The 15,776-nt window shown below is 44.6% G+C and carries 10 protein-coding genes; 4 read left to right on the top strand and 6 right to left on the bottom strand.

Annotated elements, in window-relative coordinates:
- Positions 1–50 precede the first annotated feature (50 nt).
- The 3 genes from ACRD7P_RS07390 to ACRD7P_RS07380 form a co-directional block, all read right to left on the bottom strand.
- Positions 51–1,316, bottom strand: a complete 1,266-nt coding sequence (locus tag ACRD7P_RS07390; protein WP_430906905.1) for a type II toxin-antitoxin system HipA family toxin — start codon at positions 1,314–1,316, stop codon at positions 51–53.
- Positions 1,317–1,319: 3 nt separating this feature from the next.
- Complete coding sequence (locus ACRD7P_RS07385; RefSeq protein ID WP_430906904.1) at positions 1,320–1,583, bottom strand: helix-turn-helix domain-containing protein; 264 nt, start codon at positions 1,581–1,583, stop codon at positions 1,320–1,322.
- 277 nt (positions 1,584–1,860) lie between these two features.
- A complete protein-coding gene (locus tag ACRD7P_RS07380) occupies positions 1,861–3,972 on the bottom strand; it encodes a PDC sensor domain-containing protein (protein ID WP_430906903.1) in 2,112 nt (703 codons plus the stop codon).
- Positions 3,973–4,356: 384 nt separating this feature from the next.
- Here ACRD7P_RS07380 and ACRD7P_RS07375 point away from each other — a divergent pair, with 384 nt between their 5' ends.
- Positions 4,357–4,779, top strand: a complete 423-nt coding sequence (locus tag ACRD7P_RS07375; RefSeq protein ID WP_430906937.1) for a PorP/SprF family type IX secretion system membrane protein — start codon at positions 4,357–4,359, stop codon at positions 4,777–4,779.
- An 84-nt stretch (positions 4,780–4,863) separates the two neighbouring features.
- On the opposite strand, the gene ACRD7P_RS07370 is transcribed toward ACRD7P_RS07375, so the two are convergent.
- Positions 4,864–9,978, bottom strand: coding sequence for an endonuclease (locus ACRD7P_RS07370; protein ID WP_430906902.1), 5,115 nt, complete (start codon positions 9,976–9,978; stop codon positions 4,864–4,866).
- Between the two features lie 237 nt (positions 9,979–10,215).
- Between ACRD7P_RS07370 and ACRD7P_RS07365 the strand changes: the two genes are divergently transcribed.
- Genes ACRD7P_RS07365 through ACRD7P_RS07355 form a run of 3 tightly spaced genes read left to right on the top strand, consistent with a single transcriptional unit; the run spans position 10,216 to position 12,873 of the window.
- Positions 10,216–10,974: a sulfite exporter TauE/SafE family protein gene (locus ACRD7P_RS07365; protein WP_430906901.1), complete on the top strand. Its 759-nt coding sequence runs from the start codon at positions 10,216–10,218 to the stop codon at positions 10,972–10,974.
- A gap of 35 nt (positions 10,975–11,009) precedes the next feature.
- Positions 11,010–11,645: a nitroreductase family protein gene (locus ACRD7P_RS07360; protein WP_430906900.1), complete on the top strand. Its 636-nt coding sequence runs from the start codon at positions 11,010–11,012 to the stop codon at positions 11,643–11,645.
- Positions 11,646–11,679: 34 nt separating this feature from the next.
- Positions 11,680–12,873 carry a DegT/DnrJ/EryC1/StrS family aminotransferase gene (locus tag ACRD7P_RS07355; RefSeq protein WP_430906899.1) on the top strand — a complete coding sequence of 398 codons (1,194 nt, stop codon included), beginning with the start codon at positions 11,680–11,682 and terminating at the stop codon, positions 12,871–12,873.
- Positions 12,874–13,044: 171 nt separating this feature from the next.
- Here the strand turns inward: ACRD7P_RS07355 and ribB are convergent, their stop codons facing one another.
- Together ribB and ACRD7P_RS07345 are read right to left on the bottom strand one after the other, a co-directional pair.
- A complete protein-coding gene (gene ribB / locus ACRD7P_RS07350; RefSeq protein WP_430906898.1) occupies positions 13,045–14,187 on the bottom strand; it encodes a 3,4-dihydroxy-2-butanone-4-phosphate synthase in 1,143 nt (380 codons plus the stop codon).
- Positions 14,184–15,776 (bottom strand): LptF/LptG family permease, encoded by a 1,593-nt coding sequence (locus ACRD7P_RS07345; protein WP_430906897.1) that lies wholly within the window; start codon positions 15,774–15,776, stop codon positions 14,184–14,186. Before ACRD7P_RS07345 ends, ribB begins: the two co-directional genes overlap by 4 nt.

The following is a 15,776-nucleotide window of genomic DNA, read 5'->3' as shown; positions in this document are numbered from 1 at the left end:
AAATGGCTGACCTACTAATTTTGATACGGCATCTTCAATTTCAACTACGCTTATTGTTCAATTCCCTTTATTTCTTTTTGGATTACTTTGCTTATATTCTCAGGTATCTCCAATTCCTCGGCCACCTCCATCCATCTCGGAATCAATGTCTGTACCTCCTTGATAATACCCTTAGGGTTTTTAATGACAAATTCTTCTGCAATGACTAGAAAGTCTTTTATGGTAATGTCGGTACGTTTTCCGTTAATAGACAAAGCTCTGGAAGTGGTTTTAAAGGTAAATAGGGGGTTAAGCGCATAAGTCAAATCATATGCGGGAGCTAAATTCCATTTGTTCTCCTCTTTGTTATAAATAAAACTGTGGTTCTTTAGATGGTCGTCTACGTTTTTAAACACGACATTAAAAACCATTCGCTTGAAAAGTTGCTGTAAATCTTTATGTGGTACTTCCAATCCTAAGGCCACTTTAAAAACATTTTCATAGGAGGAGTTTTCCGGTTGACTTTTAAAGTCCCAACCCGTTAACCCCGTTACAGTCAATACGTGCTGTTTTTCTCCGTGTTGTCTGTCGTATCTTAATGTTGCAAAATGTTTGTTTTCTATAAGTTTTGAGGGCATCATATCAATACCAGCTTCTTGCGCTAGTAAATAGTAGGCGTATTCTACTTTTTCTTTGTTGTAGCCATCGCTATCATCAAGATGTAGCTTGACTAGATAGTGATTGTAGTCCGCGCTTGTTTCGCTGTCTCCAGCAATAATTTTACCAGTTTCTTTGTGTTCCGAGATAAGAATTTTGGGTCTGGCACCGCCAGCTGAAGTTCCTATTTTGAATACGTTAAGCAAAGACAATTCATCAAGGGCTGCACCGGATGTATCTTGCTTTAGTTTTAACACTTTTTCTAAGATGGTAATGATTTCATCTATGTTTATAGCCGTCGTATTGGCTAGCTCTTTTACGGGTTTGTATTCTAACGCTCCCATACCACGATCCGCTACATAAGCCAACTGTTCCAACGGTGTTACTTTTTGGATACCTCTTGCTGTTAACCATTCTTGAAAAATGATGTTTCCAAAGGTGTCCGGTAACGAATCGGCTATCATTGGCGGTAAACCTTGAAAAGTGTCTTGCTGGTATTCGGTAAATACTTGTACAGGTTTGGTCCGTTTGAAAATAAACGGAAATAGTTTTGAGTATTGACCAGACTCCAAAAATTCAGGGTTGTATTGAAAAAATGCTTTGCCCCGATCTATGTCATAGCCTAGTTTACCAATCTCTCTACCAAACGCAATTACATCCATGATTTTATCTCTAGCCATCTATCAATATAAGGAAATGTCGCTTTCTTGATCAATAACTTGATTAACGCCATTAAAGATGGATTGTAACAAACCGAAATGATTGGCAATTTTTAAAACAGTATCCAAAGTCGCATTTTTACCGCTTTCAAATTTCTGAATCGTATACCTGGACAACCCCAAAGCATTACTAAGGTCTTGTTGAGACATACCGTAACGTTGTCTTTTCGTCTTACAAAGCCCACCTAGCTTGGATTTCACGTCTTTGATTGTGATAGAATCAATCATAATTGTTTATTATATTACACAAATATAATGAAAATAAATAAAATATGCATTATAATAAACATTATAGCTAAAAGCCTTAAATTATATAGAATAGGTAGTAGAAAAATGCAAACACCTTAATTTGAATTCGAATAAGGGCAAAACCTATGAAAGCAGACAATGTTTCGCTAAAAAAAGACTGATTCGGTGTCCTTAAATTACGAGGTTTTTTTATTCCCAAACTCCATCCATTTTTACGTATCGGTATCGCCCGCAAAACAAGATTAAAGTATGTTCATTAGTAAAATTTGGATAAGGTAATAATGAGCATTGCAAGAAAGAAAAATGGAAAATAGACCGCTTTGAAAACTTGATTTTCATTAAAGTCAAATATGTGCGATTTGTTTTTAGCGTAGGTAATCAAGTTCCAAGTGGTCAAAATGATCATCAAATAGGTAACGAAGTAGAAATACTCCATAAAAATGAGATCTGCGGTAATGATTTCTTTTCGCAGGTCGATGTGCGAAAAGATGAGCACAAAGAAAAATGCCGCCATCGCTTCTATAATACCCTGTCGCTCCTCGGTTTTTGAACAGGCGATGAGCAAAATGTACATCATGATCAATACCACAAAGATGGGAATCAAATAGGTGACGAACGTATTGAGTAAAATACGTCTCAAATCGATGTTGTAATGCAAGATGGGTACCTCTTCAAACAAGGTTTTGGCGCCATAACCAAAATCCGTATCGTATGACGCCACCGAATAGTTGAAATAACTTTTCATGATATTGTTCCCCGATACGATAACGTTTTGGTTCAGCCCCGGCTTTCTGGTGGGATTGGTGAATTCATAGCTGGCCAAATCGGGGGTAAACACCAGATGGTCCTCATTGCTGATAGGGACAATGTCCAAACTGATATGCCGCTTATCGAACGGGAAGTTTTCGTAATTCAGGTATTGTTGCACCGTTACCCGAAAGTCCCAACTGATCAACAGATAGTCCGGTTTTCCGGCAATGCCCTTTATTTCTTTTCTGGAAACCTCTTCTATAAAAGAGGCTTCGGCAAAGGGCGAGGTTTGGGGCAATCGAAATCCCTCACTAATGGTTTCCACCAAGTTTAAAGGATATTTTTGCCAGATCCGACCGCCGATATTAAGATTGTAGCTGTTTTCAAAAGCCATTCGTTCGATGAACATTCCCGTTGGTATCGGGGTACTTTCGGGCAGTTTGAGTTCCCTGCGTCGTGTTTGCTGCTTGTTTATAAAACTCCCTAGGCTCGATACATCGGCAATCGGAGGACTTTCCGAGGTACTGATCCTCCTGCTCCCCGTATGCTCCAGATATCCGATCAAAAGGATATTAAAGATCAATAATACCGTGGCCAGTATACTCAATTGCCATATTTCTTGCCGGTCCAAATAATCCTTATTAAAATAAATGGCGATGATGATCAATAGAAAAGCCGAGAAAAATAAGGTCAACTTGATATACCGATGGTTAAGGGCGGCCTTGCTTCCCAAAAGTTCATTTTTAGAAAACATCAGCCCGATACCCCAGCCATTGGAAGGTATTTTATCATAAAAAAAGAGTTCCGTATCGTTATTGTCGTCCGAAGCATGCTCCACATTTCCCGATTGTCCCTCCAACAGGGCGTTGTAGGCCTTTTTTAAAACAGTGTTCGTTTCGTTTTCGCTGGTTTCCTTTAAGTTGGTCGTTCCTATGTAATCGTTTACAGGATGGGAAAGATAGGTGCCTTCTGTAGAAGTGATGAGCCCATATCCGGTTTTTCCCAAACTAAGTGAAAGTATCATACTTTTAAAGCCACTGGTAACGAAGCTCATGGTAATGGTCCCCTTCACCTTTCCCTTGTTCGGTCCTGCCGTATAATAAAAGGGGATACCATAGTCAATGTACCAGTCTTTGGCAGCTTTTGCATAGTATGGCTCTACCCACTTGGCACCTTTATCCCGAACCCCGGTGTACCAATCTGTTCCATCGAGGGTTGCATCGGTATAATCATAACTGTCCCCTACATAAATATAGTCCGCTGTTCCTTTATTGTAAAAGGGGCAAAACAGTTTACGATCTCCTGAGAAAGCATAGGGCTCATAACAGGCCGTTATCCCTTGTAATGCTGGGATTTTAAGTGAAGATTCCTTGATGATTTTTTCTATTTCCTCTTGGCTGTAAGAATTTGTGCCAAAATCTTCAGCGAGTTTTTTTCCTTCGTCAACAATACTGGAAAGAATCCCGTCTACCTGTTTTTTTAAGGATTCCATCGTGCGCAAACCCTTATCCTGAACGATATGGTCCCGTTCCTTACTAAAGGAATAGAGTTCGTAGGCATGATAAATGGTGGCTACAAACAATCCAAGGGCGATAATGTAAAGTACTTTCTTTATCATATTCCTAAAAACATGGGTTGCTTTGTCGCACACCGTATGCACTGTTACGACTTGATTTTTTATTGACGGCGGAGCCATCCAAAACGCATTTCCGCACTAATCATGGTGTAGTACAGCAACTAAATATACTGCCGATTCCTTAAATTAAAAACGGCTTGGGTACTTATTTGATGTTATTGACGGTCATGGTGCGGGATCTGCGGTATTAGAAAGGAGTAGATTAAACTCATGTATTGTCTGTTATGGAACCTGACAACAAAGCCTAAAAGATTGATGCTGGCCGCAATGGAGGATACGGCAGTCGTTAATGGTAGTACCCAAACATACACCGGTTTTTGGAAGTATGGTTAGTTTGTTTTTACGGTTTACGGCCATTTCAGGGGCATCGGATTCCTGTTTAATCATGCCCGCTTCTATGCTGGAGTATCCGCGCCCAATATTTTAGGCGATCGTTTGGCTTCCCAAGACGACCTAAATTTATCCAACCCGACTTATGGGTATTTCGGTTACCGATTTTACTCCGATATTTTTGAAGAAATGATGATCAAACCGAACATGCTCATTCGGTATGAGAATGGCGCACCTTTGCAAGCGGACTTGAACCTGGCGGTCAGTTTTAAAAATAAGTTCGAGATAGGAACCGGCTATCGGACCAGTGCTTCACTTAACTTTTTGGCCGGGGTTTACCTAATCAAAAATTTCCGGTTGATCTATCACTACAATTTGGCGACCAATGATAATCCTTTGGGGAATACGCATGGACTTCTCCTAAGTTACCGTTTTGGAGACGGATATGCTATCGATTAAATGATTCCATTTCAAAGATAAAATGGTAACAAAAAGGCCATCAACTCACGGTTGATGGCCTTTTTCTCATAAACGTTTTCAAACTTATTGTTTGATCAACTGCTCTGTAGCGTACCAACTTCCGTTGATAATCGTCTGCAAATAGTAAGGTCCTGGCCTTAGGTAACCAAAATGAAGTTCTATTTTTGAATTTCCCGCTTCGATAATGGCGCGTTCTCGCTTAATCAATCGGCCGTAACGGTTATAGACCAAGAAACGCACCTTTGATTTTTTGGTGACGGTCAAATCCGCGATGACATAAGCGGTAAATGGATTGGGGTAGGTTTCCAAGGTAACCGTATTTTCGGCAACGCCGTCACAGCTTCCCAAGGTGCCACCGTAGTAAAGGTAGAACCATGCTGCAATCTGTGAAACGCAAAATGTTCTTCCCCGAAAGCAGACTTCCACTTTATCGTAATCACCATTACCACAACGTACATCAACAACCTCTATGTTAACCGTAGCTTCGGCCGTACAACCGTTTGCGTCCGTTACGGTAATCGTATAGTCAGTGGTTTCTTCCGGGCAAACCCTTATGTTTGCCGTGGTCTCTCCCGTACTCCATGCATAGGTAAATGGAGCAAGTCCACCTTCCATTGCGGTTATGTCAATGGTTTTACAACCGCTTGGGTGGTATCCCAGATACAATTTTATGTCCTCCGAAACGGAAAGCCCTATCGGTTCGGGTTCGGTTATCAAAACCGTGCCTTCCAAGGTAGCGCCCAAGGCATCGGTAACCGTTAAGGAGTATTCGCCAGCCATCAATCCGCTAGCCATGGCATCGGTTTGCCCATCGCTCCACAAGTAGGTGTATGGTCCCACACCGCCGTTAACGATTGCGGTTGCCGCCCCGTCATTTCCTCCATTGCAACTCACATTGTCGGTTACAAGGGTTTCCAAGCGTATCACTTCCGTTACAAAACGTGCCGAAACGGGGAAATGGTCCGATACCGTATTGGTATAATCGTTGTCATAAAAAGCATATCCCACGCTAACGGTTTCATCAATGTAGGTTGGAACAACTTCATTGGACACTGCAATATGGTCGATCATGTTCTCTCGAAATGCGAACGACCGAAAACCGGCCTCGCTAAGTGCCGCACTTAAAACGGTGAAGTTTTCCGTATCTGCCGTGTACACCTCATAAGAACTTACGGTCGTATCAACATCGGCCACGGTTTCATCGACATCATCGTTAAAGTCCCCTAAAAGAATAAGATTGGTATCCGCAAATTGTGTGTCAAGGCTGTCCTTAAGTACTTCCACATCAAACTTACGCATATCGTAGCGCTCTTGCGGACTACTACCACTGTTCGCCCTAGCGTGCAGACCTACAATATCATAACGTTTGCTACTACCGCCAATGGTTACATCTGCGGTAATCAAAAAGGGTAGTCGTCCACTGGCATAAAAACGGGTTTTGTCCGAAACGGGGTAGTCCGCCAGGGCTGTATCATCACCGCCATTGTATAGGGGATGAATACTTTCCAAGAGTGGTCGGGTATCGACTACGGAAACGGTATTGGTGTTGTAAATGAACCCGACCTTTTGCTGCATACCATCGGTAGCGTCGGGGCGTGAGGTCGCCGGGGACAATACATAACTATAATTTGGGAGCGTCCCGATAAGTTCCTCGAACAAGGGAACGTCTACAATTTCCTGAACGGCGATAACATCGGCATTCAAAGATTCCAGTATGGTTCGAACACTATCCCTTTGAATGGCATCCGACATTGGATTTCCGGCAGCAGGGGAATTGGATTCTTCCCCGAACCATTCAATATTCCAGGTCACGACGTCGAAGGTTTCGGCCTGATCTATTGCTATAGTACTTCCCGGGGGCACGTACGGTTCGGCACAGGAAAGGTCGCTATCGGAACGGGGCAATAATTGGTAGGTCTCAAAAAACCGGCCGACTACCCCGATAACTTCGGAACAGGTATCCGGTTGGCCCAGACCGACTATGGCCGCCACGTCGTTATCGATTCGTATTTCCCCAATGCCGCTGGTATCGGATAGTTCGTAATTGGAATTACCAAAAAGGATATCTCCCGGTCTGGGAAAATCGGGGTTGGCTATACGGACCAATTGCCCCGGATAATCGCCCAATTCATTAAACGCTATCGTCCTTGGAAGAATCTGTTGGTCCGGTACTCCATTATTGACCACTTCGGTCACCGAACTGAGTTGTACTTGCTCGTTAAAGGCACTTCTTGTTCCGGTGACGGTTATGGAATCGCCGATCATAAAATTGCCTTCGCCATGTACCGTTTCGTCAAAAATAGCAATACCTGCGGTGTCATCTTGCAGATAGGCGGAACCCGCAAATTGATCGGAAACGGTCAAAATACCGCTAACGGTCACCAATTCACCTTCCGCGGTGTTTCGTGCTTCCAAAATGGAAATGGTATCCGGAGCTGGAGGTACTGCGCCGTTTTCGGTTCCCGGTGTGGGCAAAGCCGGTTCATACGCTCCGGTGTTTCTTAAGCCACCGGTACCGTTCGGAAGTCGTTGTAGCGATTGGCCATCCTTATCCCCGAAAGCATCTTCGTTTATTTGTTCCTCTCCGGGGTTTAACAGCGTAAGCAAAACGGCATCATCACCATCACTGGTGTCATACACCAAGGCATCGATCAGGCTATCGTTGATCAATAGGGGAGTATCATTGGGAAAACTACTTGCATCACCTTGGTATAGGGCTACGGCATCCGCACCGTTTTGAAGTCCATTTGTCGTAAATGCCACAAGGTCCACATTGGGGACCAAGGCACTGCCGATAACAAAATAGCCATTGGCATCCGTTGTAAAACCATCGAGATCGATCGCATTGTTGTAACTCTGATCGTCGCTACCGTTATACAAAACGACTACTAGTCCATCCAAAGCTGTATTTCCCGTGCCACCGTCATACAATTCTATAAATTCTGAGGCATCTGTTCCGGGATTGTCGGCATCAATTTCATTTATGACAATTTGTGCAGGCCCGGTGGTGAAACTCCCAATAGGAAACGCATTGGTCGCTGTAGCGTTCACCGTTTCGTTATCCAGGGCGTTCGGTCCACTAAAAGTCCAGTTCCCAAGTGCAAAGGTAGCTCCATCGGGGCCGGTATTTGCAGTTCTGTAGGCCCAGCCATCCGCATACTCCCATGGTGCTCCACTGCCATCTACGGCAATTTCCCCAAAAACATCGATTACGTTTCCATCCTTAAAAAGTTCAATGGCATCGTCCCCGTTTATGGCCATGGCACCGGAAACGTAGTCAGGGGCAAAGCCGAAAAAACTGGTAAAACCGGTAGTTTCCGAAGCAACATACAAAAAACTGCCCGCAGCGGCGGCTTCGGCCGGGAAGCTAAACTCGACCCCATTGGTTCCGTTACCATTGTTGGCGGAACCCAACCCATATACGCTAAGATCGGCAATGTCCTCGGTTACATAAAGCTCCACACCTTTGGGTACCCCACCGCTCAAAGGGCCGTCGAATACTCCGGAAATGACAATTGCATTTCCAGTCGAAGGAACCGAATCCAATGTTGTAAAAGATAGTATGTCGCTTGCTTCAGAGCTATTACCGGCGGCATCCACTGCCACGATACGAATTTCGTATGCGGTATTTGGAAGTAACCCAATCAGTTGGAAGCTGGTAGCACTTGTGTTCGCAAGTAACGTATTTTCCGTAAACAATTGATATTCCGCTACCCCGATATTATCGGTCGAAGCATCCCAACCGATTGTGGCGGTGTTGGAGGTAACCCCCGTTACCGACAAATTTAAAGGGGCCGATGGCGCTTCCATATCTACCGTAACCTCTTCCATATTCATGGTTCCGGGCGTGGGCACCAATACTCCATAAGTATCGGTATTTCTAGTTCCTCCCTGGCCATTGGGAAGGCGTTGCATGCTATTGTCCGCTGCATTGCCATCGCTATTTTCGTCTATTTGTTTCTGTCCCGTATTCAACAATGGCAATAGTTCCAGATCATCGGCATCGCCAGTCCCGTACACTAGGGCATCCAACAGATTAGTGGTCGTAATTGCCGTTCCCGTAGGAAAGGAGGCGGCATCATCTTGATAGAGTGCCACGGCATCGGCACCATTTTGAATTCCGTTCGTGGTAAACGCTTCCAATGTTACATTGCGAACATTGGCACTACCGATTACGAAATAACCGTTTGCATCGGTCGTAAAACCGTCCAAATCAATGCTTGCATAACTTTCGTCGCTATTACCGTTATAAAGGACGATTACGAGACCATCCAAAGCAGTATTGCCAAAACCGCCGTCATAAAGTTCTATAAACTCGGAAGCATCGGTGCCCGACTGATCCGCATCAACTTCATTGATGACAATTTGCGCATCAACGCCCGTAAAACGATCTTCGGCCTGTGGTCCGCCCCAAATGGACGTTGCAAAGGCTGGATTATCAATAAAAGGATTGCGATTCCCCTGTATGCCCTCCAAAATTACATTTCGGTTCAGTTCTACCTGTGAAACGGGATCTTCGGCGTTCCATTCCAAGAAAATATCCGGTATATCCGCAGCATAACTGTTCCCTCCGATACCAACCGCATTTGGAAGGCATCGATCTCCATACCGTAGGTACATATAGAACATCATTCTTGCAACGTCGCCTTTCCATTCGTCACCTGGATAGAACCCCCCGTTTATCGGACGGGCATTTCCGTCGGCATCCGTATAGCGCAAATTGCTCCGCACCCCATTGAACTGGACATCGGAGGCCCTAAGGTGATGTGCATCGGATCCCGGACCCGTTTCTCCAAGATTGGGGTTTCCCAACGATTTTGGATAGCTGTGCTCCCGGTTCCAGTCGCCGACATTGCCGCCGTTCATATCTTTTGAGCGCGTACGATCATTGGTGCCATCCGTATCGGTATCATTATAACCGTAAATGAGAAATACCTTACTAGGGTCACCAGGATTCAGATCGGTTTGCTTTAATGCGTCCCAAACTCCAGGGGTATACGTTAATACGGTCGTTTGGGAATCCGTGACCAAAGTGGCAAGATTACTTTTTAGTACCGCTCCAGTGGCCGCAATGTCTGTTCCGGCATAGTAGGAGGGCACCTGTGCGTGTCCTTGGAAAATCCCGTAGATCAGGATAAAAAAGGCGATTGCAGATCGCCCGATGTAATTTCTTTTCATGGTGAGTTCATTTTATTAGTCGCACAAAGGTAGCAAGATATGTAGGAATTATACCCGTGCATTATTAACCAAATGTTAAGAATTTATGGTTTGGATGACGGGGCAGCCGTGCACAACAAAAAGCATCGCGAACATGTATTCTTTTCGGGACAATAAGGATATTCCGAAAGGGTATAATAGTGCAAAGAACCTGCTATTTTGGTGTTCATCTCAACGGATTAGAAGTATTTTTGTGCCATGACAGAATGGTACCATTATCCGATGCTGATCGGTATCGGTTTTCTAGTCGGTGGCATCAATACCATCGCCGGCGGTGGATCGTTGATCTCCCTTCCGATACTCATATTTCTGGGGTTACCGCCCAGCGTTGCCAACGGTACCAATAGGGTAGCAGTAGTGGTACAAAATGCGCTGGGATCTGCTGGCTTTGCGAGTAAAGGCGTTACTACGGCCCCCTTCAACATTTATTTGGGCATTTCGGCTCTTCTCGGTGCCCTCTTGGGGGCCCATATTGCGGTGGACATCTCGGAAGCATTGTTCAATCGTATATTGGCAGGTGTAATGATCGTGGTGGTGTTTCTACTGTTGTTGAAACCCAAGATGCGGTTGGAAGTACCCAAAGAAAACATAAAAGGAAAACGATTATGGACAGCAGTCATCGCTTTTTTCTTTATCGGTATCTACGGGGGATTTATAAATGCCGGAATAGGCTTTATAATTATCTTATTTTTGCATCATGTTAACCGAATGACCCTTGTAAGGGCGAACGCGACAAAAACGGTTGCAGTATTGCTATATACCCTGGCGGCCTTAACGGTTTTCGTTATCAACGATAAGGTAGCGTGGGACGTAGGTGCGGTACTTGCCATAGGCAATGGTAGTGGTGCTTGGTACGCGAGCAGATTTTCGGTAGGCAAGGGTGACGGTTTTGTGAAGGTGTTTTTGATCATTATGATCATCATACTGTCCATAAAGCTATGGTTTTATGACCTGTAAGCCTGCAAGAACAATAATATGATCGAAATAATTTTATGGAAGATAGTATAGAACATATGGAATGGCGCTATGCCGTTAAAAAATTTGATGCCGAGCGCAACCTGTCCGCTCCAAAGGTGGAAAAATTGAAAATGGCATTCAACCTTACGGCAACCTCTTATGGTCTGCAGCCGATACGAATGGTGGTAGTACAAAATAAAACGATCCAAGAAGCCTTGGTGGCCCATTCCTATGGACAGGAACAAGTGGCACAGGCATCGCATGTACTGGTCTTGTGTATCGAGAACGTTATCGACAAAGACTATATTACGGCGTATTTTGAACAAGTAGCAGAAATTCGCGGTACCAGTTCGACCATTTTGGAACCTTTCAAGGATTCATTGGTCGCCAATTTTTCCCAAAAAGAGGTATCCGAAGTCCGAAAATGGGCCACGAACCAAGCCTATTTGGCCATGGGCAACCTGCTGACCATCTGCGCCATGGAAAAAATCGATTCTTGTCCAATGGAAGGCTTTGTGCCCCAGGAATATGACCGTATACTACAATTGAAAGAGAAGGGGCTTTCTTCGGTTTTGGTAATGCCTGTCGGCTATAGAGCGGAGGACGATATGTTTGCCGACTTTAAGAAAGTGCGAAAAGATATTAAGGAAAGCATCATCGAGTTGCGCTAATTTGAGATGGTACACATTATAACAAAGGAACATTATGCCGGGATTTGAACGTTTTGGAGCAGCCGAAAAGGAACAAGTAAGCGAAGTATTGGATACCGGGGTGTTGATGCGCTACGGATTTGACGGAATGCGCAATGGTACATGGAAAGCGCTTGAACTTGAGCGGGATTTGGCGAAACGCATGCAAGTGAAACACGCACAAACGGTAAGTAGTGGCACCGCTGCGCTGACCGTCGCTTTGGCCAGTGCCGGAGTAGGGGCAGGGGACGAGGTACTGATACCGACATTTACTTTTGTGGCCAGTTTTGAAGCGATTCTGGCGTTGGGTGCGGTACCCATTCTTGTGAATATCGACGATACCCTAACTTTGGATCCCGATGCGGTAGCAAAGGCGGTTACAAAACGAACCAAAGTGGTAATGCCCGTTCATATGTGCGGTTCTATGGCCGACTTGAGGGCTTTAAAAAACATTTGTGATCAACATGGACTGCTGCTGCTCGAAGATGCTTGCCAGGCGATTGGCGGCACTTACGAGGGCAAACCGCTGGGCAGTTATGGGGATTTGGGCTGTTTTTCCTTTGATTATGTAAAAACGATTACCTGTGGCGAAGGTGGCGCCATTATTACCGATTCGGACCTTTACAAACAGAACGCCGATCGGTATTCAGATCATGGCCACGATCACAACGGTTCCGATAGAGGTGCGGAAACCCATCCGAATTTAGGATATAATTTTCGTATTTCAGAGTTGAACGCTGCCGTAGGGGTGGCACAATTGAAACGATTGGACGAATTTCTTGCCGTTCAGGAAAGAAATTACAATATACTGCACACTGCATTGAAAAGCATACCTGAGGTCAGTTTTCGGCGCGTGCCCAAGGGCGGTGTTCAGAGCTATGCATTCCTAAACTTTTTTATGCCCACACAACAATTGGCAAAAAAGGTACACACGGCGTTTGGTGAAAACGGGATCGATGCCTGCTTTTATTGGTACGATAACAATTGGCATTATTTTAGACAATGGGAACATCTGTTGCAGCAAAAGTCTTTGGGGAAAATGGCCGGAGCGGTATATGAGCAATGGCCCGATTACGACCGTATGGATTTTTCAACTTCCGACCATTGGATGGGACGTACCGTCTCTTGTTTGATCAAGCTTGGTTGGGAAGCGGATGACATGGAATCAAGAGCACAAAAGATGGCCGAAATCATCCGGGGGCTTGTTTGAGCTGGCCCGACCTACGGTGTAGCGAAGGAAGCAAGGGGCATCCAAAAACGTATGGTATTCTCTTGAAACATGCCACTCCGGGTCGATATAGCGCTATATCATTTTGTACGCAATGGTCATTGCGGCAACTAGGGTTCTACAAATCGAGCTAAAACTGCGGTAAGATCTGTTTTAGAATGGAACATATTCCACGATTTCCAGCCCATACCCCACGATTCCCACTCTTTTGGCCTGCGCGCTGTTGGTAAGCAAACGCAACTTGCTAATGTTCAGATCGTGCAAAATTTGCGCCCCGATACCAAAGTCGCGAGTGTCCATATCTATTTTTGGCGCCTTATGAACGCCTTTCTTGTGCAGTTCCTTTAACTCCGCCAAACGCGCCAATAGATTTAGCGATTCGGAATCTTGATTGATAAAAACAATGGCACCTTTGCCCTCTTCGTTTATGGCCTTGAACATGTCCTCCAACTGTTTATCGGGATTATGGGTCAATGTGCCCAATACATCATTGTTCACTAAGGTAGAATTGATTCGCGTCAGTACCTTTTCATCCTTGCTCCAATTCCCTTTTGTAAGGGCGATATGAACGTGATTGTTGGTCGTTTGCTGGTATGCACGCAGCCGAAACGTCCCAAAACGGGTGGTAATTTCAAAATCCTCCTTTTTATCGATCAAACTATCATGTTCCATCCGATAGGCGACCAAATCTTCGATGGAGACGATTTTTAGGTCGAATTTTTTCGCAACATCCATCAATTGAGGCAAACGGGCCATCGAGCCATCTTCGTTCATGATTTCCACAATAATGCCCGCCGGTTTTAAACCGGCCAAACGCGCAAAATCAATAGCCGCCTCGGTATGCCCCGTTCTTCGCAAAACCCCACCTTCCTTAGCGATCAAAGGAAAAATATGACCTGGACGCGCAAGATCATATGGTTTTGTCGCAGAATCGGTCAATGCAACAACGGTTTTTGAGCGGTCGGCCGCTGAAATCCCGGTGGTTACACCGTTTCCCCTTAAATCTACCGATACGGTAAAAGCGGTTTCCAAAGGATCTGTGTTGTGGTTGACCATCATATGCAGGCCAAGTTCTTTGCAGCGACCTTCTGTCAAAGGGGCGCAGATAAGTCCTTTTCCATGGGTTGCCATGAAGTTTACTGTTTCCGGTGTTGCCAATTCCGCCGCGGCCAAAAAATCGCCCTCGTTTTCGCGGTTCTCATCATCGACCACAATAATCACCTTGCCTTCTGCAATATCGGCAATGGCTTCGGAAATGGTATTCAGTTTTATGTTCTTCTCCATGGCAGTTGTCATGTAGTAGCTGTTTTTCTTTTAAATAGTTTTTTGAAAAAATCGGTAACCGCACTAAAGTTCATCATCCCTTTATCGGCCGTGGCACGTTTGGTTAAAAAGATGCCCAAAGGTAACATAATTAAGGTCGACAACCAGGCGCCAAGGATAGGGTGAATGTTATTTTCCTTTGAATAATTGCCCGCAAAAACACCGACAAAATAATAGATCAAAAACAAGATGATAGCGATTACCATAGGAAGGCCAACGCCCCCTTTTCTAATAATGGCCCCCAAGGGCGCACCGACAAAAAAGAGCACGATACAGGATAACGCCAAGGCATACTTTTTATGTAACGATAAAATATGCATGTTGTATATTTTATAGCGTTTTTGCATCTCCTCTTTTTTTCCTTGTACGGAACTCAAAATACTTGAGGCCCCGTTTCTGGCGGCATTCATCACCTGTACCCGTTGCCAATCCTGAAAAAGGTCCAAAACATTTGTTATTTTGGCCAATGAGTCCTTAGAAATTTTAGGCTGTTTTAAAACGGAGTCCTTTGCGGCAATCTCAGCGATAGGAGCGGTGATAGGGGTATCACCCTCATCTTCTTCCATGGCCTTCATCTGTTCCTGTTGTACTACGGACATCTGGGCCGGCATCTGATCGATTTTTGGGCTTCTATTCGCTATAGTGTCGGTAGTATTCAAAGGAACAAAACCGCCCATTCTGTTCACGATATTCTTGGAAAACGCTCCCACGATACGGAGGTTATCGTTTTTTAGAGAATCGATATCCTTGATCAATCGCCCAACGTTTTTCATTTTATCGGTGCTGATATCCCTTTCTTCTTCCATATCCTGATTCATCTCCGGAATCTCTATATTGATGCGGTACACCTCAAAATCGGCTTTGGCAAAAGGATATTTTCGTTTCTTTTTATTGTCTTTGGCCTGAACATCGCGGTAGTAATGCCCATCGTTCAATACCAGTTGGATCAAATCGGAACGTTCGCTACTGACCAGCTCCCCGGTCTTTGCCTTTATTACAGTATTGTTAACGTTAGAGGCCGTTTTTTGATGGATGATGACATTTCTTAAAAAGCGGTCTTTCTCCCCAAACTTTTCATCGACCTTGATGCTCATTCCCTCAAAATCGCTAAAAACGCCTTCTTCGATTGCGGCGGCAGGTTTGACCTTGGCGATATTTCGCCGCATGTTGTAAATTTTTTGTTCCGATGCCGGGATAACACTGTTCGCAAAATAGAAGGTAACGCCGCCCAAAAACAATACAAAAACGATCAAGCTTAACATGGCCCGCTGAAGGGAGATGCCCGAGGCCTTCATGGCGGCAAATTCATAGTTTTCGGCAAAGGTGCCAAAGGTGAGGATGGACGATAACAATACGGTAAGGGGAAGTACCTTTTCCGTGAGGTTGGGCATCAGGTAAAACAGAAATTTTCCAATAATGATGATATCCAAGCCTTTACCGGCCAAATCGTCGATAAACAACCAGATCGTTTGAAAGATAAAGATGAACATCAATATCACGAACGAACTGAAAAAATTGAATAAAAACCTCGATAGAATATATCGGTCTAGAAGTCGTAACAA

Source organism: Maribacter sp. 2-571 (assembly GCF_050589625.1).
Classification (GTDB): domain Bacteria; phylum Bacteroidota; class Bacteroidia; order Flavobacteriales; family Flavobacteriaceae; genus Pelagihabitans.
The sequence above is the reverse complement of the archived record's forward strand: the minus strand, read 5'-3'. Positions and strand labels throughout refer to the sequence as shown.